20 protein-coding genes and 1 tRNA gene are annotated in these 19,994 nt (G+C 61.9%); all 21 read right to left on the bottom strand.

All coding sequences use genetic code 11. From position 1 onward, the window contains the following. Nucleotides 1–29 precede the first annotated feature (29 nt). Nucleotides 30–2,156: an NADH-quinone oxidoreductase subunit L gene (gene nuoL, locus NHH88_11445; GenBank protein ID USX16357.1), complete on the bottom strand. Its 2,127-nt coding sequence runs from the start codon at nucleotides 2,154–2,156 to the stop codon at nucleotides 30–32. Nucleotides 2,157–2,204: 48 nt separating this feature from the next. Then, nucleotides 2,205–2,513, bottom strand: coding sequence for an NADH-quinone oxidoreductase subunit NuoK (gene nuoK, locus NHH88_11440; protein ID USX16356.1), 309 nt, complete (start codon nucleotides 2,511–2,513; stop codon nucleotides 2,205–2,207). Further along, a complete protein-coding gene (locus NHH88_11435; GenBank protein ID USX16355.1) occupies nucleotides 2,510–3,154 on the bottom strand; it encodes an NADH-quinone oxidoreductase subunit J in 645 nt (214 codons plus the stop codon). The genes nuoK and NHH88_11435 overlap by 4 nt, the downstream gene beginning before the upstream one ends. Before the next feature lie 81 nt (nucleotides 3,155–3,235). Then, the gene (gene nuoI / locus NHH88_11430) at nucleotides 3,236–3,724 is read right to left on the bottom strand and encodes an NADH-quinone oxidoreductase subunit NuoI (GenBank protein ID USX16354.1); all 489 of its coding nucleotides are present in this window, start codon (nucleotides 3,722–3,724) and stop codon (nucleotides 3,236–3,238) included. Nucleotides 3,725–3,736: 12 nt separating this feature from the next. After that, complete coding sequence (gene nuoH, locus NHH88_11425) at nucleotides 3,737–4,822, bottom strand: NADH-quinone oxidoreductase subunit NuoH (protein USX16353.1); 1,086 nt, start codon at nucleotides 4,820–4,822, stop codon at nucleotides 3,737–3,739. Next, nucleotides 4,822–7,149, bottom strand: coding sequence for an NADH-quinone oxidoreductase subunit NuoG (gene nuoG / locus NHH88_11420; GenBank protein USX16352.1), 2,328 nt, complete (start codon nucleotides 7,147–7,149; stop codon nucleotides 4,822–4,824). Before nuoG ends, nuoH begins: the two co-directional genes overlap by 1 nt. Before the next feature lie 22 nt (nucleotides 7,150–7,171). Beyond that, on the bottom strand, nucleotides 7,172–8,467 hold the full coding sequence (nuoF, locus tag NHH88_11415) for an NADH-quinone oxidoreductase subunit NuoF (protein ID USX16351.1): 1,296 nt from the start codon (nucleotides 8,465–8,467) through the stop codon (nucleotides 7,172–7,174). Further along, nucleotides 8,464–8,955 (bottom strand): NADH-quinone oxidoreductase subunit NuoE, encoded by a 492-nt coding sequence (gene nuoE / locus NHH88_11410; protein ID USX16350.1) that lies wholly within the window; start codon nucleotides 8,953–8,955, stop codon nucleotides 8,464–8,466. Before nuoE ends, nuoF begins: the two co-directional genes overlap by 4 nt. Nucleotides 8,956–8,966: 11 nt before the next feature. Further along, complete coding sequence (locus NHH88_11405) at nucleotides 8,967–10,220, bottom strand: NADH-quinone oxidoreductase subunit D (GenBank protein USX16349.1); 1,254 nt, start codon at nucleotides 10,218–10,220, stop codon at nucleotides 8,967–8,969. Nucleotides 10,221–10,223: 3 nt separating this feature from the next. Further along, on the bottom strand, nucleotides 10,224–10,814 hold the full coding sequence (locus NHH88_11400) for an NADH-quinone oxidoreductase subunit C (GenBank protein USX16348.1): 591 nt from the start codon (nucleotides 10,812–10,814) through the stop codon (nucleotides 10,224–10,226). Between the two features lie 18 nt (nucleotides 10,815–10,832). Next, entirely contained in the window at nucleotides 10,833–11,309 is a 477-nt protein-coding gene (locus NHH88_11395; GenBank protein USX16347.1) for an NADH-quinone oxidoreductase subunit B, read from the bottom strand. A gap of 3 nt (nucleotides 11,310–11,312) precedes the next feature. After that, nucleotides 11,313–11,672 (bottom strand): NADH-quinone oxidoreductase subunit A, encoded by a 360-nt coding sequence (locus NHH88_11390; GenBank protein USX16346.1) that lies wholly within the window; start codon nucleotides 11,670–11,672, stop codon nucleotides 11,313–11,315. A gap of 175 nt (nucleotides 11,673–11,847) precedes the next feature. Beyond that, nucleotides 11,848–11,932: transfer RNA gene (locus tag NHH88_11385), tRNA-Leu, on the bottom strand. A 217-nt stretch (nucleotides 11,933–12,149) separates the two neighbouring features. After that, nucleotides 12,150–12,566 carry a preprotein translocase subunit SecG gene (gene secG / locus NHH88_11380; protein ID USX16345.1) on the bottom strand — a complete coding sequence of 139 codons (417 nt, stop codon included), beginning with the start codon at nucleotides 12,564–12,566 and terminating at the stop codon, nucleotides 12,150–12,152. 126 nt (nucleotides 12,567–12,692) lie between these two features. Then, complete coding sequence (tpiA, locus tag NHH88_11375) at nucleotides 12,693–13,448, bottom strand: triose-phosphate isomerase (protein USX16344.1); 756 nt, start codon at nucleotides 13,446–13,448, stop codon at nucleotides 12,693–12,695. Between the two features lie 108 nt (nucleotides 13,449–13,556). Further along, nucleotides 13,557–14,537, bottom strand: a complete 981-nt coding sequence (locus tag NHH88_11370; GenBank protein ID USX16343.1) for an NAD(P)H-quinone oxidoreductase — start codon at nucleotides 14,535–14,537, stop codon at nucleotides 13,557–13,559. A gap of 233 nt (nucleotides 14,538–14,770) precedes the next feature. Then, complete coding sequence (locus tag NHH88_11365) at nucleotides 14,771–15,379, bottom strand: sel1 repeat family protein (protein USX16342.1); 609 nt, start codon at nucleotides 15,377–15,379, stop codon at nucleotides 14,771–14,773. Between the two features lie 31 nt (nucleotides 15,380–15,410). Further along, nucleotides 15,411–16,178 carry a DUF2807 domain-containing protein gene (locus NHH88_11360; GenBank protein USX16341.1) on the bottom strand — a complete coding sequence of 256 codons (768 nt, stop codon included), beginning with the start codon at nucleotides 16,176–16,178 and terminating at the stop codon, nucleotides 15,411–15,413. A 201-nt stretch (nucleotides 16,179–16,379) separates the two neighbouring features. Further along, nucleotides 16,380–17,843 carry an ATP-binding protein gene (locus tag NHH88_11355; GenBank protein USX16340.1) on the bottom strand — a complete coding sequence of 488 codons (1,464 nt, stop codon included), beginning with the start codon at nucleotides 17,841–17,843 and terminating at the stop codon, nucleotides 16,380–16,382. Beyond that, nucleotides 17,836–18,543 (bottom strand): response regulator transcription factor, encoded by a 708-nt coding sequence (locus NHH88_11350; protein ID USX16339.1) that lies wholly within the window; start codon nucleotides 18,541–18,543, stop codon nucleotides 17,836–17,838. Before NHH88_11350 ends, NHH88_11355 begins: the two co-directional genes overlap by 8 nt. Then, the gene (locus NHH88_11345; GenBank protein USX16338.1) at nucleotides 18,521–19,906 is read right to left on the bottom strand and encodes an ABC transporter substrate-binding protein; all 1,386 of its coding nucleotides are present in this window, start codon (nucleotides 19,904–19,906) and stop codon (nucleotides 18,521–18,523) included. Before NHH88_11345 ends, NHH88_11350 begins: the two co-directional genes overlap by 23 nt. Nucleotides 19,907–19,994: the final 88 nt, after the last annotated feature.

Raw genomic sequence — 19,994 nt, 5'->3', positions numbered from 1 at the left:
TTATCGTTATCTCTTTGCGTATCAGCTAATTAAGCGTGCCAAAACGGCAGGAAGTAGACCAGGAACCCCAGAATGCCCAGGATCATGACGAAAGCGTAGTGGTAGATGTAACCCGTCTGCCCCAAACGCGTCAGCTTCGAGATCCAGTTCACGACCTTGGCGCTGCCGTTGACCAGCAGGCCGTCGATCAGGGTCTTGTCGCCGACGTTCCACAGGCCGTTACCCAGCAGGCGCGCGCCACCGGCGAACACCACCTCGTTGAACTTGTCCATGTAGTACTTGTTGTCCAACAGCGTGTGGATCGCCTTGAACTTGGCGAAGAACCATGCAGGTACGCGTGGATTGATCATGTAGCAGTAGTACGCCGTCGCCACGCCGGCAATCGCTAGCCACAGTGGCAGGGTTGTCAACGAGTGGATCGCCATGGCCATAGGACCGTGGAACTCTTCGCCCAGGATCTTCATCGCTTCATGGTTTTCACCGGTGAAGATGACGCCCTTGAAGAAGTCGCCGTGCAGCATAGGCTGGATCGTCAGGTAGCCGATCAGCACCGAAGGGATGGCCAGCATCACCAGCGGGAACCAGACCACGAATGGCGATTCATGCGGCTTCTGACCTGGCTCCAGGCCGTGGTGCGCGTGGTCGTCTTCTTCCTCTTCGTGGTGCGCGTCCGAATCGTGACCATGTGCGGCCGGATCGGCGCCATGAGCGGCTTTAGGAGCATGCGCATCGTGGGCGTGGTGCGCATCGTGGTGACCATGGGCGTGGGCCTGGCCGAAACGCTCCTTACCGTGGAAGACCAGGAAGTACATGCGGAACGAGTAGAACGCGGTCACGAACACACCTGCCAGCACGGCGAAGTTGGCGAAGCCCGAACCCCAGATGTGGGTCTCGTGCACCGCTTCGATGATCGAATCCTTCGAGTAGAAGCCGGAGAAGAACGGGGTACCGATCAGCGCCAGGGAACCGAGCAAGGACGTGATCCAGGTGATCGGCATGTACTTGCGCAGGCCACCCATGTTGCGGATGTCCTGGTCGTGGTGCATACCGATGATGACCGAACCGGCGCCAAGGAACAGCAGCGCCTTGAAGAACGCGTGCGTCATCAGGTGGAACACGGCCACCGAGTACGCCGACGAACCCAGTGCCACGGTCATGTAGCCCAGCTGCGACAGCGTCGAGTAAGCGACCACGCGCTTGATGTCGTTCTGGATGATGCCCAGGAAGCCCATGAACAGCGCGGTGATCGAGCCGATGACCAGGATGAACGACAGCGCGGTGTCCGACAGTTCGAACAGCGGCGACATGCGCGACACCATGAAGATACCGGCGGTAACCATCGTCGCGGCGTGGATCAGAGCCGAGATCGGGGTTGGGCCTTCCATCGAGTCAGGCAGCCAGACGTGCAGCGGGAACTGCGCCGATTTACCCATCGCGCCGATGAACAGGCAGATACAGGCGACGGTCAGCAGCATCCAGTCGGTGCCCGGCAGGGTCAAGGCGGCCAGCGCTTCCTTCTTGGCGAAGACTTCCTGGTAGTTCATGGTGCCGGCGTAGGCCAGCAGCAGGCCGATACCGAGGATGAAGCCGAAGTCGCCGACGCGGTTGACCAGGAACGCCTTCATGTTGGCCACGATCGCCGTTGGGCGGGTGTACCAGAAGCCGATCAGCAGGTACGAGACCAGGCCCACCGCTTCCCAGCCGAAGAACAGCTGCAGGAAGTTGTTGGCCATGACCAGCATCAGCATCGAGAACGTGAACAGCGAGATGTAGGCGAAGAAGCGGTTATAGCCCTCGTCTTCCGCCATGTAGCCGATGGTGTAGATGTGCACCATCAGCGACACGAAGGTCACCACGCACATCATCATCGCCGACAGCGAATCGATCTGGAAGCCGACTTCGAACTTCACGCCCGCCACCGTCATCCAGTGGTAGATGGTGCCGTTGAAGGTCGCGCCATTAAGCACGTCGTTCAGCGTCATCACCGACAGGATCAGCGCGACCAGCACGCCGAGGATGGTCGCGGTGTGCGAAGTCTTGCGACCCACAACGTTGCCAAAGAATTTGGTTCCTAACAAACCCGCCACCGCAGCGCCGGCCAGCGGCGCCAGAGGTACGGCTAGCAGGAGGTTAGGGTTAAGAAGAGTACCCGCCATGATGAACCTTAATCGTTATTTTTCGAGATTAGAACTAAAGCCGCGGGATTAACCCTTAAGGCTATCCAGGTCTTCCACATTGATGGTGTCCAGGTTACGGAACATCACCACCAGAATCGCGAGGCCGATTGCCGATTCGGCAGCCGCCACGGTCAGGATGAAGAAAACGAAGATCTGCCCGGCCGCGTCGCCCAGATAGTGGGAGAACGCGATGAAGTTCATGTTCACCGCCAGCAGCATCAATTCGATGGCCATCAGCAGAATAATGATGTTCTTGCGATTCAAGAAAATACCCACGATCGAGATCGCGAACAGAATCGCGCCAAGAACGAGGTAGTGAGCTAGCGATAAAGTCATGGGGTCTCCTTTACTTCGGCCGAACCGGCGGCAGGCGCCACGTCCACGCGTGGACGGACCGGGTCGATCTTGACGATCTTCAGACGGTCGTTGCGCTTGACGCGGACAGCGTCTGCCGGGTCGAAATGTTTGGTGTCCTTACGCTTGCGCAGGGTCAGCGCCACTGCCGCGACAATCGCGACCAGCAGGATCGCCGCTGCGATTTCAAAGCCGTAGACATATTTGGTGAAGATCAGGATACCGAGTTCCTTGGTGCCGCCGATGTTGCCGGCGCTGACGGCCTGCTGGTCGAACGACAGGAAGGAGCGCCACAGCACGGCGGCCATTTCCAGCACGATGATGACGCCGACGAACGACGCGATCGGCAGGTAGCCCCAGAAGTTTTCGCGCATCTTGTCGGTGTCGATGTCGAGCATCATGACCACGAACAGGAACAGCACCATGACGGCGCCGACGTAGACCAGCACCAGCACGATGGCCAGGAACTCGGCTTCGAGCAGCATCCAGATGCCGGCGGCCGAGAAGAACGCCAACACCAGGAACAGCGCTGCGTGCACCGGATTGCGGGCCGTGATAACGCGCGTCGCAGCCAATACCATGATGGCTGAGAAGGCGTAGAACAAAGCAGTTTTAAATTCCATAACTAACCCAAGAGACGTACAGTTTTATTATCGGCACCACTGTGCGGCGGACCGGCAAACTTCACCATGGCCCGCCTGTCGTCAGCGGTAAGGAGCGTCCGCTGCGCGGGCTTCGGCGATCTGGTTTTCATAACGATCGCCAACGGCCAGCAGCATCTCTTTGGTGTAGTACAAATCACCGCGCTTCTCGCCGTGGTACTCCAGCACGTGCGTCTCGACGATCGAATCGACCGGGCAGGACTCTTCGCAGAAACCGCAGAAGATGCACTTGGTCAGATCGATGTCGTAACGCGTGGTGCGGCGCGAACCGTCGTCACGCTGTTCCGATTCGATGGTGATGGCCATCGCCGGGCACACCGCTTCGCACAGTTTGCAGGCGATGCAGCGCTCTTCGCCGTTTGGATAGCGGCGCAGCGCGTGCAGGCCGCGGAAGCGCGGCGACATCGGCGTCTTCTCTTCCGGGTACTGCACGGTGATTTTGCGCGAGAACATGTACTTGCCCGTCAGCGCCATCCCTTTGATCAATTCGGCCAGCATGAAGCTGCCGAAGAAGTCTTTTAATCGTTCCATTTTCTCTTGTCCTTACTTCCAGATATTCCAGGATGTCTGCATCCAGCCGGCCACGAACACCAGGTACACCAGCGTCAGAGGAATGAACACTTTCCAGCCCAGACGCATGATCTGGTCATAACGGTAGCGTGGGAAGGTACCGCGCACCCAGATGAAGACCGACACCAGGAAGAACGCCTTGGCGAACAGCCAGAAGAAGCCGCCGAAACCGCCCCAGAATTCGAGGAAGGCGAACGGTGCGGACCAGCCGCCCAGGAACATGATCGAACCGATGGTCGCGATCAGGATCATGTTGGCGTATTCGGCCAGCATGAACATGGCGTAGGCCATGCCCGAGTACTCGACCATGTGACCGGCGACGATCTCGGACTCGCCCTCGACCACGTCGAACGGATGGCGGTTTGCTTCGGCCAGGCCGGAGGTCAGGTAGACGACGAACAGCGGCAGCAACGGCAGCCAGTTCCACGACAGGATGTTCAGGCCATGGTCGGCCATCATGCCGCGCTGCTGCATGGCGACGATGTCGCCGAAGTTCAGCGAGCCCGATACCATCAGAATCACGACGAATACGAAGCCCATCGGGATTTCGTAGGAAATCATCTGCGCCGAGGCGCGCATCGCGCCCATGAACGAGTACTTCGAGTTCGAAGCCCAGCCGGCGATGATGATGCCGTAGACTTCCATCGAGGTGATCGCCATCAGCAGCAGCAAGGCGGCGTTGACGTTGGCCAGCACCGCTTCCGGACCGAATGGCACCACCGACCATGCGGCCAGCGCCGGCATGATGGTCATGATCGGACCGATGACGAACAGGCCCGGGTTGGCCTTGGCCGGCATGATGATCTCTTTGAACAGCAGCTTGAGCGCATCGGCGATCGGCTGCAGCAGGCCCATCGGACCAACGCGGTTCGGACCGACGCGGATTTGAATCCAGCCGATGAACTTACGTTCCCACAAGGTCAGGTAGGCGACAAGGCCCATCAGCGGCAGCAGCACCAGGACGATCTTGATCATCGTCCAGACGATCGGCCATACCGGCGCGATCGGGCTGGTGGCGCCCAGGTCATACAATGTAGTGACGAATTCAGGCAGAGCCATTATTTACCCTCCCCTGCTTTTTCAACGGTGATAGGACCGAACATGCCACCCAGTGCGGCGGTCGATGGATGGGCCGCTGCGACGCGCACGGCGTTCGCTGGCAGGCTTGCATCGACGGCGGCGACCAGGATGGCGCTGCCCGAACCTTGCGTGACCTTGACGGTGTCGCCGGCGGCGACGCCCAGCTGCTGCGCCAGTGCGGTCGACAGGTGCGCTTTAGGCGCAGCCGAATCGGCCATCTTCTGCAGCGACTCGGCGCGGCGCACAACGGCGTCGGCAAAGTAGATCGGCACGTCGGCGATACGTTCGGTACCGGTGGTCTCGATCGAACCGGCGAAGTTGGACGCCACGACGGTCTGCTTGCTGATGTTGTTCAGCTTTGCCGAGAAGTCGCCGGCGCCAACGACTTCGTCGCGGATCGCTTCCGAGGTGTCGTAGTCGAAACCGGCCAGGCCGAGGATGTTACCCAGCACGCGCAGCACTTTCCACGCAGGGCGGGTTTCCAGCAGCGGCTTGACGGTGCCGTTGAAGCTTTGCGGACGGCCTTCGCAGTTGACGAAGGTGCCCGAGGTTTCGCTGAACGGCGACACCGGCAGCAGCACGTCGGCGTAGTCCATGCCATGCTTGTAGGCGGACATGACGACGACCATCTCGGCTTTTTTCAGCGCGGCGACGGCGGCTTGCGGATTGTAGGCGTCCAGTTCCGGCTCGACGTTCAGCAGGATGTAAGCTTGCTTAGGTTCGGTGAAGGCTGGAGCCTTGGCGCCGTTGGCGTTGACCAGGTAGGCGCCAACGGTGTTGGCGGCTTCGGTCAGGTAGCCCAGTTTGGCGCCGGTCTGTTCGGCGATCCATTGCGCGGCGGCGTGCAGCGCGGCGGCTTGCGGGTGCTGCGTTGCCGCGTTACCCAGGAAGACGCCCTTATTTTCACCGGAGACCAGCGACGCGGCGATCGCGGTCGCGGCGTCCGACGCCTCGATGCCTTCGAAGCCGGCCGGCGCCGACACTTCCTTGGCCTTGGCGACAGCCACCACCACTTGCGACAGCGCGGACAACCACTCCGACGGCGCGGCGATCATCTTGTTCGCCACTTTCATCAGCAGGTCGTCGTCGGTCGCGTTCAGGATCGACAGCTTGGCGCCGTTTTTCACCGAAGAACGCAGGCGGGTCGCCAGCAGCGGGTGATCCTTGCGCAGGAAGGAGCCGATCACGAAGGCGCGGTTCAACGCGCCGAATTCGGTGATGCTCATGCCCAGCCAAGGGGTCACGTCGCCCAGCGAGAAATCGCTGTGGCGCAGACGCGTGTCGACACTGTCCGAGCCCATGGCGCGGGTCAGCTTTTGCAGCAGGTGCAGTTCTTCCAGCGTCGAATGCGGCGTCGCCAGCGAAGCCAGCGCCTTGTCACCGTGTTCGTGCTTGATGTTCTTGAGGCCGTGCGCGACGTATTCCAGCGCGGTCTGCCAGCTCACCTCTTTCCACTCGCCGCCCTGCTTCAGCATCGGCTGGGTCAGACGGTCGTTGGTGTTCAAGCCTTCGTAGGCGAAGCGGTCCTTGTCCGAGATCCAGCACTCGTTGACGGCATCGTTCTCCAGCGGCAGCACGCGCATGACCTTGCCGTTCTTGACCTGAACGATCAGGTTCGAACCCAGGCCGTCGTGCATCGACACCGATTTGCGGCGCGACAGTTCCCACGAACGGGCGCTGTAGCGGAACGGCTTCGACGTCAGCGCGCCGACCGGGCACAGGTCGATCATGTTGCCCGACATTTCCGAGTTGACGGTCTGGCCGACGAACGCGGTGATTTCCGAGTGCTCGCCACGGCCGATCATGCCCAGCTCCATCACGCCGGCCACTTCCTGGCCGAAACGCACGCAGCGGGTGCACTGGATGCAGCGCGCCATCTCTTGCATCGAGACCAGCGGACCGGCGTCCTTCGGCACGACGACGCGCTTGTCTTCTTCGTAGCGCGAATCGCCCTTGCCGTAGCCGACAGCCAGATCCTGCAACTGGCATTCGCCGCCCTGATCACAGATCGGGCAGTCGAGTGGGTGGTTAATCAGCAGGAATTCCATCACGGACTTCTGTGCCTGCACGGCCTTGTCCGACGCGGAGCGCACGATCATGCCGGCCGAGACCGGCGTAGCGCATGCTGGCAAAGGCTTAGGCGCCTTCTCCACTTCGACGAGACACATACGGCAGTTCGCGGCGATCGACAATTTCTTGTGATAGCAGAAGTGCGGAATGTAGGTTCCCAATTTGTTGGCGGCGTCCATCACCATGCTACCAGCAGGGACTTCGACTTTTTTGCCGTCTATTTCGATTTCAACCATGGTGATCGTTACCTGACGCAGCTTAGATGTAAGCGGGCACTAAGCAATGCTTGTGCTCGACGTGATATTCAAATTCTTCGCGGAATTGCTTGATGAACGCGCGCATCGGCATGGCCGCCGCGTCGCCCAGCGCGCAAATGGTGCGGCCCTGGATGTTGTCGCAGATCGAGTTCAGCACGTCCAGATCCGACGGACGGCCCTGGCCGTTTTCGATGCGGTGGATCATGCGGTACATCCAGCCGGTGCCTTCGCGGCAAGGGGTACACTGGCCGCACGACTCTTCAAAGTAGAAGTACGCCAGGCGTTCCATCGCCTTGACCATGCAACGGGTCTCGTCCATGACGATGACCGCGCCCGAACCGAGCATCGAACCGGCCTTGGCGATCGAGTCGTAGTCCAGGTCGGTGTTCATCATCAGTTCGCCACGCACGACCGGCGCCGACGAGCCGCCAGGAATGACGGCCTTGATCTTTTTGCCGCCGCGCATGCCGCCTGCCAGTTCCAGCAGTTTGGCGAACGGCGTGCCCAGCGGGACTTCGTAGTTGCCCGGCAGTTCAACGTCACCCGAGATCGAGAAGATCTTCGAACCGCCGTTGTTCGGACGACCCATGCCGAGGTACTTTTCCGGGCCCATGTTCAGAATGAACGGGACCGCGGCGAAGGTCTCGGTGTTGTTGATGGTGGTCGGCTTGCCGTACAGGCCGAACGAGGCCGGGAAAGGCGGCTTGAAGCGCGGCTGGCCCTTCTTGCCTTCGAGCGACTCCAGCAGCGCGGTTTCTTCGCCGCAGATGTAGGCGCCATAGCCGTGGTGCGCGTGCAGCTGGAAGCTGAACTCGCTGCCCATGATCTTGTCACCCAGGAAGCCGGCGGCGCGCGCCTCTTCCAGCGCGTCCTCGAACTGCGTATAGACTTCGAAGATCTCGCCGTGGATGTAGTTGTAGCCCACGGTAATCCCCATGGCGTAGGCGCCGATGGCCATGCCCTCGATCAATGCATGCGGGTTGTAACGCATGATGTCGCGGTCCTTGAAAGTGCCGGGTTCGCCTTCGTCCGAGTTACACACCAAGTATTTTTGGCCCGGGAACTGACGCGGCATGAAGCTCCACTTCAGGCCGGTAGGGAAACCCGCGCCGCCACGGCCGCGCAACGACGACGCTTTGAGGTCGGCGATGATTTGTTCCGGGGTGATTTTCTCTTCGAGGATCTTGCGCAGGGCGCTGTAGCCGCCGCGCTTGACGTAATCTTCCAGGTGCCAGTTTTTGCCGTCCAGGCCGGCCAGAATGACAGGGTCGATGTGACGATTGTGGAGTGACGTCATTTCGTAGTGTTCCCGCTTAGTTCCTCGACGAGACCGTCGATTTTGTCGTTCGACATGAAGCTGCACATGCGATGGTTATTCACCAGCATGACCGGCGCGTCGCCGCAGGCGCCCATGCACTCGCCTTCCATCAACGTGAACTTGCCGTCGGCGGTGGTGTCGCGGTAGTCGATGCCCAGCTTTTGCTTCAGGTGGTGCGCGGCGCGCTCCCCGCCCGACAGCGCGCATGGCAGGTTGGTGCACACGGTGATCTTGTGCGTGCCGACCGGCTTCAGGTTGTACATATTGTAGAAAGTGGCCACTTCCTGCACGGCGATCGCCGGCATCTGGATGTAGTCGGCCAGTTCCTGCATGGTTTCGGGCGAGATCCAGCCCAGTTCAACCTGGGCGTGGGCCAGCGAGGCCATCACGGCCGACTGGCGCTGGTCGGCCGGGTACTTGGCCAACTCGCGATCGATTTTTTTTAAGCACTGCTCTGATAACAACATACTTTTACCTTTTAGCGGTCAATACTGCCGAACACGATGTCTTGCGTACCGATGATGGTCACGGCGTCGGCAATCATGTGTCCACGCGCCATTTCGTCGAGCGCCTGCAGGTGGGCGTAATCGGGGGCGCGCAGCTTCATACGGTATGGCTTGTTGGCGCCGTCCGACAGCAGATAGATGCCGAACTCGCCCTTCGGATGCTCCACCGCGCTGTACGCTTCGCCCGGCGGCACGTGGAAGCCCTCGGTGAACAGCTTGAAGTGGTGAATCAGCGATTCCATGTTGGTCTTCATGTCGACGCGGCCCGGAGGCGCGACTTTATGATTGCTGGTGATGACCGGACCTGGATTATTGCGCAGCCATTCTACGCACTGTTTGATGATCTTGTTCGACTGGCGCAATTCCTCGACGCGGACCAGGTAGCGGTCGTAGCAGTCGCCGTTGGTGCCGATCGGAATGTCGAAGTCCATCAGGTCGTACACTTCGTACGGCTGGTGCTTGCGCAGATCCCACTGGATGCCCGAACCGCGCAGCATGGCGCCGGTGAAGCCCATCGCCAGCGCGTCTTCCGGCGCGACCACGCCGATGCCGACCGTACGCTGTTTCCAGATACGGTTGTCGGTCAGCAGCGTTTCGTATTCGTCGACATAGGTCGGGAAACGGCGGGTGAAGTCTTCGATGAAGTCCAGCAGCGAGCCCTGGCGGTTCTCGTTCAGGTCGGCGATGGCCTTGTCCGAACGGATGATCGACGGCTTGTGCTGCGGCATCGAATCCGGCAGGTCGCGGTACACGCCGCCCGGACGGTAGTAGGCCGCGTGCATGCGCGCGCCCGACACCGCTTCGTAGCAGTCGAACAGGTCTTCGCGGTCGCGGAACGCGTACAGGAACGGGCCCATCGCGCCGACGTCGAGCGCGTGCGCGCCCAGCCACATCAGGTGGTTCAGGATGCGGGTGATCTCGTCGAACATCACGCGGATGTATTGCGCGCGCAGCGGAACTTCAAGGCCCAGCAGCTTCTCGATCGCCATCACGTAGGCGTGCTCGTTGCACATCATCGAGACGTAATCCAGACGGTCCATGTACGGCACCGACTGCAGGTAGGTCTTCTGCTCCGCCAGCTTCTCGGTGCCACGGTGCAGCAGGCCGATGTGCGGGTCGGCGCGCTGGATCACTTCGCCGTCCAGCTCCAGCACCAGGCGCAAAACGCCGTGCGCGGCCGGGTGCTGCGGACCGAAGTTCAGGGTGTAGTTCTTAATTTCAGCCATTTTTTACTTCCCGTAATTTTCTTCGCGGATCACGCGCGGCACGTTTTCACGCGGCTCGATGGTGACCGGCTGATAGATCACGCGCTTCTGCTCGGGGTCGTAGCGCATTTCGACATAGCCCGACACCGGGAAGTCCTTGCGGAACGGATGGCCGATGAAGCCGTAGTCGGTGAGGATGCGGCGCAAGTCGTTGTGGCCTTCGAACAGGATGCCGAACATGTCGAACGCTTCGCGCTCGTACCAGTTGACGGCGCGCCACAGCGGCACCAGCGACGGCAGCAGCGGCATTTCGTCGTCGGCGCAGAACGCGCGCACGCGCACGCGCCAGTTGTGCTGGATCGACAGCAGGTGCACGACGACCGCGAAACGCAGGCCGTCCCAGGCGCCGTCGCCGTAGTTCAGGTAGTCCACGCCGGCCAGGTCGATCAGTTGTTCGAAGCCGAGCGACTTGTCGTCACGCAGCGTTTGCATCACGCCGTAATACTCGGCCGCTTTAACGGTGATCGTCACCTCGCCCAGCGCGACGGCGATACTAACGCGATCGCCCAGGGCGGTGCCGAGGGCGGTTTGCAGTTGTTCTAATTGTGTAGTCATCTTCTGAAGCGGCCTCGTTTAGCGTGCGATCGTGTTGGTGCGCTTGATCTTGTTTTGCAGCTGCATGATGCCGTACAGCAGGGCCTCGGCCGTTGGCGGACAGCCCGGCACGTAGACGTCCACCGGCACGATGCGGTCGCAACCGCGCACCACGGAGTACGAGTAGTGGTAGTAGCCGCCGCCGTTGGCGCACGAGCCCATCGAGATGACCCAGCGCGGTTCCGGCATCTGGTCGTAGACCTTGCGCAGTGCCGGCGCCATCTTGTTGCACAGCGTGCCGGCCACGATCATCACGTCGGATTGACGTGGCGATGGACGGAACACCACGCCGAAGCGGTCCATGTCGTAACGGGCAGCGCCCACGTGCATCATTTCGACCGCGCAGCAAGCCAGACCGAACGTCATCGGGAACATCGAACCCGTACGCGCCCAGTTGATCAGCTTGTCGGCCGAGGTGGTGATGAAACCTTCGTTTAATACGCCTTCAATAGCCATGGCTTATTCCCAATCAAGGGCACCTTTCTTCCAGATATACCAAAAACCGACGACGAATTCAGCGATGAAGCTCATCATCACGAGGAACCCGTTCCAGCCCAGTTCGCGCACGGAGACGCCCCATGGGAAGAAGAATGCCGTTTCCAGATCGAACAAAATAAAGAGGATAGCGACGAGGTAGTAACGCACGTCGAATTTCATGCGCGCGTCTTCGAACGCTTCGAAGCCGCATTCATACGGGGAGAGTTTTGCCGCGTCAGGCTTGTTCGGACCGAGTACGTGGCCCAAGACCTGGGGAAGGATCCCTACGCCGAGACCGACGAGGATAAACAACAGAACGGGGAGATAATTTTCGAGGTTCACGATTGATGAGCTTAAATTGAACGATCGGTTAGGGACTGCGAGGACTTGCGGTGTTCTGCGGTGCTCTCTTAACGTTCGCCCCAATCGTACAACTTAGACCAGGATCGAACGACACATCCTCGTAAAAAAGCCAGCTCAGGTACACACTACTCCCTTGCTGGCCTCTATATATTTCTGGTGCCGACGACGAGACTCGAACTCGTACAGCTTTCGCCACTACCCCCTCAAGATAGCGTGTCTACCAATTTCACCACGTCGGCATAAGGCCGCTATTCTACTTTGTTTTCACGCTGTTGTTAATGCGTATTGCGGTAAAACAAGGAGAAAAACGATAAATCTTTACTTCTTTGATCACCCGTTTGATTTTCCGGACGGGGCAACCGGAGGTCACTTCTAAAACTACCGTAACTTCTGCCAAAACAAGTGGCAGATGTCGCGCGGCCGATGGTGCGCCGCGCCATTCAGGCTGTAATTATATTACTTTGGGATCGATCCTGCAGGACCTGCCGGCGCCGGAGCGGCTGGAGCAGGTGCGGCGGGAGCTGCCGGCGCGGTCGCTGGAGCGGTCGGGATCGCCGCCGCGCCGGTGGCTGGTGCCGGGGCTGGCGCCGCTGGCAGCGCTTTGTCCATCACGCCGCCGCTGACCGTGCTGTGGCCTTGGGCCGAGATGTAGGCCAGCGCCAGGGTCGCGCTGAAGAAGATCGCGGCGGCGACGCCGGTCGACTTCGACATGAAGTTCGACGAACCGGTCGCGCCGAACAGGCTGCCCGAAGCGCCCGAGCCGAAAGCCGCGCCCATGTCGGCGCCTTTGCCGTGCTGCAGCAAGACCAGGCCGATAATGGCGATGGCCGAAACGACTTGCACGATGACTACCAGGTTGAAGAAGCTGCTCATGTTATTCCATTCAAAGATTAAATAGTTTTGTATCGTTTTGTTTCACACCTGTTTATATGCTGCCAACAGGTTTTTTTACCATCGCGTCATTACCGCCTGATTTCCAATGCGGCAGTTACACAACACTTATACAGCGTGGATGATTCCGAGGAAATCCACCGCCTTCAATGCGGCGCCGCCAATCAGGCCGCCATCGATATCGGGCTGCGCCATCAATTCTTTCGCGTTCTCGGGCTTCATGCTGCCGCCATACAGGATCTGTACCTTGGCCGCCGCCTCGGCGTTTCTTTGCTCCAGGCGCGCGCGCAGGAAACGGTGCGCGTCTTGGGCGATTTGCGGCGTGGCGGTCTTGCCGGTGCCGATCGCCCAGACCGGCTCATACGCCAGCACGACCTTGGTCAGATCGGCCGCCGGAATCACATCCAGCGCCGCCTGCAGCTGGCCGCAGATGACCGACTCGGTGGTGCCCGCTTCGCGCTGTTCCAGCGTCTCGCCGAAGCAGATAACCGGCGTCAGGCCTGCGGCCAGCGCGGCCAGGGCCTTCTGCGCCACCAGTTCACTGCTTTCGTTGTGGTAGGCGCGGCGCTCGGAATGGCCGCACAGCACGTAGGTGGATGCGAAATCGACCAGCATGCCGGCCGCCACTTCACCAGTATAGGCGCCGCTGGCGTGAACCGACAGGTCCTGTCCACCCCAGGCGACCGGAGTGCCTTGCAGCTCGGACTGGCACTGGGCCAGGTAAGGGGCCGGCACGCAGACCGCGCAATCGGCGCGCAGAACGCCATCGTCCTTGAGGCCGGCGACGACGCCGGACAACAATGCCGTGTTGGCGGCGCGATTGCCGTTCATTTTCCAATTGCCGATGACGAGTTTGCGACGCATAGTAGCCTAAAATTCAATAACCCGCTATTTTAACGCGAGGGCGGGGGCGGGTCAAACCAGCCGGCGGCGCGGCGCCGGCGAAAATGGCGGAAATACCACGTCAAACCCTTAAATTACCTGCAACATTATCTTGCCGACATGGCTGCTGCTCTCCATTAGCGCATGCGCGGCGGCAGCCTGCTCCAGCGGAAACACCGTATGGATCACCGGCTTGATTTTTCCCGCCGCCATGATCGGCCACACCTTTTTCAGCAGGTTCTTGGCGATCGCGCCCTTGAACTCGACCGAGCGCGGACGCAGGGTCGAGCCGGTGATCGTCAGGCGCCGGCGCAGCACCTGGCCCAGGTCGACCGTGGCCTTGCCGCCGCCCAGGGTGGCGATCAGCGCGATGCGGCCGTCGTCGGCCAGGCAGGAGATCTCGCGCGGCACGTAATCGCCGCCGACCATGTCCAGGATCACATCGACGCCACGGTCGTTGGTCAGCGATTTTACGACCTCGACGAAATCCCCGGTCTTGTAATTGATGCCGCGTTCGGCGCCCAGCTTGACGCAGGCGGCGGTCTTATCATCGCTGCCGGCGGTGGCGAACACGCGGTGCCCCATGGCCGACGCCAGCTGGATCGCCGCCACGCCAATGCCGGAGGTGCCGCCCTGCACCAGCAAGGTCTCGCCGGCGCTCAAGTGGGCGCGGTCGAACACGTTGCTCCACACGGTGAAATAGTTCTCCGGAATCGAAGCCGCTTCCAGCATGCTCCAGCCCTTCGGGATGGGCAGGCACTGCGCCACGGGCGCCACGACGTATTCGGCGTAGCCGCCGCCCTGCACCAGCGCGCAAACCTGGTCGCCGATATCGAGGGTGGTGTAATCGAGGTCGCCGTCGACGATCTCGCCGGCCACTTCCAGGCCCGGCAGATCGGAAGCGCCCGGTGGCGGCGCGTAATTACCCATACGCTGGAACACGTCCGGACGGTTGACGCCGGCGGCATGGACCTTGATCAGCACCTCGCCCGCCTTCACGACAGGCATCGGGCGTTCGCACAGTTTCAGCACATCGGCCGGGCCGGGCTGGGTAATTTCAATCGCGCGCATGGGCATCTCCGGACAAAACGGCGATTGTACGCGAGACGCCCCGGCGGCGCAGAGCGTGGGAAACTAGCGGTCACGCCAATGCCCGCCACACTAAGCCAAATCTAAACCACGTAGGGCGGATTCGGCGGAACGCCGTAATCCGCCAATGCATGCGCCGTCGAGACGCAAGCATTGGCGGATTACGCTACGCTAATCCGCCCTACGTGTTTCCGGCGGTTTCAGACCGCCGTGGCCTACCCTCCCCCGGTGCGCGATTTGGTTGGCAGCGGCGTGTTCGGCTTCCAGGCGGCCGACAACGCTTGCCCTTCCTCGAGCTGTTCCTGCGTCATGTGCTTGACCACGGCCGAGCGCTGCTCGGCGGCGTTGACCGAGCCCTTGGCCGCGGCCAGATTCCATAACATGTAGGCGATGACGTTGTCCTGCGGCATGCCGGCCATCTGGTAGCGGTACATCAGCCCCATGACCTGCTGCGCATCCGGATGCCCCTGCTCGGCGGCCTTGCGGAACCAGCCGACCGCCTGCTTGTGGTCCTGAATCACGGCGTTGCCGGTGTAGTACATGGCGCCGACCACATATTGCGCGTCGGCCTTGCCCTGCAGCGCCGCCTTGCGGTGCCAGCTCAGCGCTTGCTTATAGTCCTGCTTGACGCCACGGCCCATGTAATACATCAAGCCCAACAGGTGCTGAGCCTCAGCGTTGCCGGCCTTGGCCAGGGGGGTGATCTCTTTCAAAGCCACCGCGTAGTTTTTGTTGTTGTAGGCGGTGGCGCCTTCGGCGAATCCAGCCATCGCGCTCTGTTGCAGAGCAAATGCGAGACCTATCGCTAGTATGAATTTTTTCATATCACGTATAAGTGGGTATGTTTATTTGGTTTTATTTCCAACTTACCTTGCCCAGGCCGTCAACGGTGACGTTGCGGTTCAGGGGCTTGCCATAGACGATGACCGACCCGAGGCCGCTCAGGTTCAATGTCGCGTTGGCTTTGGCGTGGACCGTGGCATTGCCCAGGCCGCTGAGGTCGACGTTGACCGACTCCGCCTGGAACTGCTGGGCGTTGAGTCCGCCCAACCCGCCGAGTGTGGCCTTGAGCAACTTACTTCGCCCGCCGAGGGTGATGTAGCCGGCGCCGCGCAAGTCGAGCTCGACACTCTCGTTTTCGCCGACCAGCAAGTGCATCTTGCCGACGCCGCCCAGGTTGGCCTTGAGCACCTTGTAGTCGATCACCGCCTTCATGTTGCCGGCGCCGTCCATTGTCAACTCCAGCTCGTCTCCGCTGAAGCCGCTGATGTCGGTCGTGCCGACACCCTCGCAGATCACCTGGCGCAAATTCGGCAGGATCAGCTCGGCGCGCGCGCTGGATCGCCCCACTTTGACGCCACGGCCGTTGTCGGTATCGAGGTACAAGGTGTCGCCGGTTTGCGCCGCGTTCAGCTTATCCATGTCGCGCTTGTCTCCGATGATGCGCAGCGACGGCGTATCGCCCTGCCGCATTTTGACGTCGATCACCCCGTCGAGCTTGACGCGCACGACGCGGGCGTCGATCGTGACCACGCGCGTTTCGCTCTCCTCGGCGGCGCTGGCGCGGGCAAACAGCGTACACAACGCGGCAAACAGCAGGCCAAACTGGAAAAGCTTCGTCATCATCTCAATCCTCTGATATTTTTTTAACAAGCTGATAGTGGCCAATATAGCAACAATAGCGACGGCCGCCAACCACCCATGATGTAGGCGGTCACTATATCAATCGCCGGCGCAACGTCGCTGCGGATTGCGATGAACTGCACAAAACGGCGACCGGACGTCGAAAAACGCGGACAGGCGACGGTGGGAACCTGGAGTTGTTCAGGCCGGCAAGCGGATGGTCGCGTTCAAGCCGCCGTCTGGATGGTTTTCCAGTATCAGCTCGCCGCCATGCGCTTCGATGATGCTGCGCGCGATGCCCAACCCCAGGCCCATGCCGCCGTCGTTCTGCTCGCGGCCGTGCTCGAGTCGCACATAGGGTTCGAACAAACTGGCGAACGCTTCCTCCGGCACGCCCGGGCCGTGGTCGCGCACGGTGATCGCGACCGCGCCCGGCTCGGCGCGCACCCCGATCTCGGCGCGGTCGCCGTAGAACAGCGCATTGTCGAGCAGGTTGCCGATGGCCCGCTTGAGCGCCAGCGGCTTGGCACGCACCGATTGGCCGCTGTCGCGATAGCCCACCTCGTGCCCGGCCAGCCGCGCGCTGCGCACCAGGCGCCCCAGCAAGGCGTCGAGTTTGACCTCGGCCGGGTTCTCGTGGATGTCGCTGTCCTTCACGCATTGCAGCGCGCCCTTGACCATCATGTCCAGTTCATCGAGGTCCTCTTCGAACTCGTTGCGCAAGGCTTCGTCGTCGAGCAACTCGGAGCGCAGCTTGAGGCGCGTGATCGGCGTGCGCAGGTCGTGCGAGATGGAGATGAACAGCCGGTCGCGGTCCTCGATGTAGCGCTGGATGCGCTCGCGCATTGCGCTGAAGGCCCGCGCGGTGTTGATGAATTCCCTGCTGCCCGTCTCCGGCAGCGGCGGCGCGCGGTCGTCCTGGCCGTTGCCGAAGGCGGCGGCGGCTTCCGACAGCGCCGCCAGCGGACGCGTGATCCAGCGCACCACCAAAAGGCATAGCAGCAGCACCGCCGCCAGCGACAGCCCTTGCAGCGCGAGCCGGTCCCACGCCAGCGGATCGTTACTGCTCAAGAAGTATGGATTGGGCATCAGCGCCGCCATGTACAGCCAGTTGCCAGGTTCGATCTCGGTTTGTATCACCAGGATGGGCGCGGGGTCCGGCTGCAGCAGCAGGATGTGCTGCACCCAGGCGTCCGGCAGGTCGCTCAGATGAACGTCGTTTTCCGACACCACCAGTTGATCCGGCCACGCGAACGCCAGGTGGAAGCTGGGGGAATGCGGCAGATCGCTTTTGAGCGTCGCGCCGACGGTGTCGATGACGCTGCGCGCCAGCGGATGCTCGGCGATCTGCACGACCGGCACGTAGGCCCGATTGAGGTTGACGAAAAAGCGCGTGCCGCCCATCTCGCGCAGCTGCTGGATCAGCAGCAGGCGGTAGTTGGCCGGCAGGCTGCGGAAAAACCGGATCGCGCCGGAGGCGCTGTGCGCCACGTACAGCGACGCCGATTGCGCCTCCACCTGGGACTTGGCGCGCAGCTGGCTGGCCCAGATGATGCTGGCGGTGAGCTGGGTCACCAGCAGCCCCGCCACCATCACCAGGGTCAGTCGCCCCAGCAGCGATTGCGGCAAAAACCTTTGCAGCAAAGCTGGCAGGCGTCTACGCATGCGAGACGCTGACGTCGGCCGAGAACACGTAGCCGGCCCCGCGCACCGTCTTGATCAGGGCCGGCTGCTTGCCGTCGTCGTTGAGCCGCAGCCGCAGGCGGCTGATCTGGACATCCAGCGAGCGGTCCAGCGGGCCGGCGTCGCGCCCGCGCGTCTCCTCGCACAACACGCCGCGGTCGAGGATCACGCCCGGATGCTCGGCGAAGTATTTGAGCAGCTGGAAATCGAGCCCGGTCAGCACCACCGGATTGCCGTCCCGGTCCACCACCTTGCGCTCCTTCAGGTCCAGGGTGAAGCCGACAAAGCGATAGTAGCGCGCCGACGGCGGCTCGGCCGCGCTGCGCCGCAGGATGGCCTTGATCCGCGCCAGCAGCTCGCGCGGGCTGTATGGCTTGGCGATGTAATCGTCGGCGCCCAGCTCCAGGCCGACGATGCGGTCCGTTTCGTCCGAGCTGGCGGTCAGCATGATGATGGCGACGTTGGAGCGCTGGCGCACCTGCTTGCACAGCGCGAAGCCGTCGGTGTCCGGCAGCATGACGTCGAGGATCACCAGCGACAGCGCGTCGGCGTGCGCGTGCAGCTCGGCCAGGAAGCTTTCGCCGTTGTGCGACAAAATCACCTCGTACTGGTTCTTCTCCAGGTAGGTCTTGAGCAGCTCGCGGGTTTTTTGGTCATCATCAACGATCAGTATCTTGCGCACCGGGTGCTCCTTGGCTTTTGATGTTGAATAGTCGGAACAGCGCGCCGAGACGGCGCTGCGCCTCCGCCGGCGTGGCCCTGTCGTCGAGAAAATAGCGGTGGACCTCGGCGATGATGGCGTCGCGGCTTGCCTCGTCGGAGGCCATGCGGTGCACCAGGCTCGGAGCCTGCACCGCCGCGCCCTGCGCGAAGATGGTCCACGAGGCGCGCGCGCAGCTGTCCATGCGTGCCGGGTCGGCGTCGCGCCGCACCGGGACCGCGCCCTTGAGCGCGTTGAAATCGGCCTGCACCGACGGCGACACCAGCACCCGCGCCATCTTCTCCTGCGCCGGCCTGTGGCGGTTGGCGCCGGCGAACATCGTCAGCGTATCGACGCTGTACAGGTGATACCGGGCCGTTCCCGGCGCGGCGGCGCAGCCGTAGTCCTCGTCCAGCGCCATGCCGCGTTCGGCCAACTCCGGCTTGGCCCAGTCGCCCATGATCATCATGCCCGCCTCGCCGCGCGCGAACTGGCGCACCACCTCGGGCCAGGTTCGCTCCTCCATCTCGCGGCCGATCCAGCCCTTGACGATGCGCAGCCGTTCCAGCGCCTCGGCGGTGCGGCGGTCGGCGGCGGCGGTAGGGCTGCGCTTGACCAGCAGCTCGCGGTAGAATTCCGGCCCGCTCTCGGCCAGCACCAGGTTCTCGAACAGCGCGGCCACCTGCCACGACTCGCTGCTCTGCGCCAGCGGCGCCACCCCGGCCGCCCGGAGCTTGCGGGCGGTCGCTTCGAATTCCGCCCAGGTGCGTGGCGGCGTGAGTTTGAGCCGGGCGAACAGCGCCCGGTTGTAGTACAAGGTGTTGACGCGGTGGATGCCGACCGGCGCCGCCACCACATGGCCACGGTGCTGGATCAGCTTTTGGACGGTCGGGAACAAGAAGCCGTTCCAGTCGCCGGCGCTGGCGACGCTGTCGATGTCGAGCAGCAGCCCCAATTCGGCCCATTCGGCGACAGAGGCCCCGATGATCTGCGTGACCTGCGGCGCGTCGCCGGCCAGCACACGTCCCTTGAGAACCTTGCCGGCGCCGATGCCGGCACCGCCGGGAATGGCGGCGTCCTTCCACGCCAGTCCTTCGTCGGCCATGCGCGCGGCCAGCAAGTCCGCCGCCTTGCGCTCGCTCGAGGAGGTCCACCAGTGCAGCACTTGCAAGGTGTTGGCCGGGAAGGTGTTGGCCGAGGCCTGCGCCGAAGCTGCCGCACCGCTGCTGGCGGCGCCGGCTGCGGTCGCAAACAGGACGAACGCAAATGCGCGGATGGCGGATGCGCGACGCGCACTCGAACGAAATCGTAACCGGCCTAACCGGGGCGGCAGTACTTTTTCCATCGACGCTATCACTCATCATCCCTGAGAAAACAGTGAAAATGATTATAACGGAGATGAACGCCTCCGGGGATGGGTCGTCAACCCGGTC

This window comes from Oxalobacteraceae bacterium OTU3CAMAD1, from assembly GCA_024123915.1.
Lineage (GTDB): Bacteria > Pseudomonadota > Gammaproteobacteria > Burkholderiales > Burkholderiaceae_D > Rugamonas.
This window is presented reverse-complemented; position numbering and strand designations above follow the sequence as displayed.

Excerpts from the sequence above, each read along its gene's own strand:
- NHH88_11400 (USX16348.1), bottom strand. The coding sequence starts at position 10,814 with ATGACTACACAATTAGAACAACTGCAAACCGCCCTCGGCACCGCCCTG.
- nuoE (USX16350.1), bottom strand. The coding sequence starts at position 8,955 with ATGTTGTTATCAGAGCAGTGCTTAAAAAAAATCGATCGCGAGTTGGCC.
- NHH88_11435 (USX16355.1), bottom strand. The coding sequence starts at position 3,154 with ATGGAATTTAAAACTGCTTTGTTCTACGCCTTCTCAGCCATCATGGTA.
- NHH88_11365 (USX16342.1), bottom strand. The coding sequence starts at position 15,379 with ATGAAAAAATTCATACTAGCGATAGGTCTCGCATTTGCTCTGCAACAG.
- NHH88_11360 (USX16341.1), bottom strand. The coding sequence starts at position 16,178 with ATGACGAAGCTTTTCCAGTTTGGCCTGCTGTTTGCCGCGTTGTGTACG.
- NHH88_11355 (USX16340.1), bottom strand. The coding sequence starts at position 17,843 with ATGCGTAGACGCCTGCCAGCTTTGCTGCAAAGGTTTTTGCCGCAATCG.
- nuoK (USX16356.1), bottom strand. The coding sequence starts at position 2,513 with ATGACTTTATCGCTAGCTCACTACCTCGTTCTTGGCGCGATTCTGTTC.
- NHH88_11395 (USX16347.1), bottom strand. The coding sequence starts at position 11,309 with ATGGCTATTGAAGGCGTATTAAACGAAGGTTTCATCACCACCTCGGCC.
- NHH88_11405 (USX16349.1), bottom strand. The coding sequence starts at position 10,220 with ATGGCTGAAATTAAGAACTACACCCTGAACTTCGGTCCGCAGCACCCG.
- nuoG (USX16352.1), bottom strand. The coding sequence starts at position 7,149 with ATGGTTGAAATCGAAATAGACGGCAAAAAAGTCGAAGTCCCTGCTGGT.
- nuoF (USX16351.1), bottom strand. The coding sequence starts at position 8,467 with ATGACGTCACTCCACAATCGTCACATCGACCCTGTCATTCTGGCCGGC.
- nuoH (USX16353.1), bottom strand. The coding sequence starts at position 4,822 with ATGGCTCTGCCTGAATTCGTCACTACATTGTATGACCTGGGCGCCACC.
- nuoI (USX16354.1), bottom strand. The coding sequence starts at position 3,724 with ATGGAACGATTAAAAGACTTCTTCGGCAGCTTCATGCTGGCCGAATTG.
- NHH88_11345 (USX16338.1), bottom strand. The coding sequence starts at position 19,906 with ATGGAAAAAGTACTGCCGCCCCGGTTAGGCCGGTTACGATTTCGTTCG.
- tpiA (USX16344.1), bottom strand. The coding sequence starts at position 13,448 with ATGCGTCGCAAACTCGTCATCGGCAATTGGAAAATGAACGGCAATCGC.
- secG (USX16345.1), bottom strand. The coding sequence starts at position 12,566 with ATGAGCAGCTTCTTCAACCTGGTAGTCATCGTGCAAGTCGTTTCGGCC.
- NHH88_11370 (USX16343.1), bottom strand. The coding sequence starts at position 14,537 with ATGCGCGCGATTGAAATTACCCAGCCCGGCCCGGCCGATGTGCTGAAA.
- nuoL (USX16357.1), bottom strand. The coding sequence starts at position 2,156 with ATGGCGGGTACTCTTCTTAACCCTAACCTCCTGCTAGCCGTACCTCTG.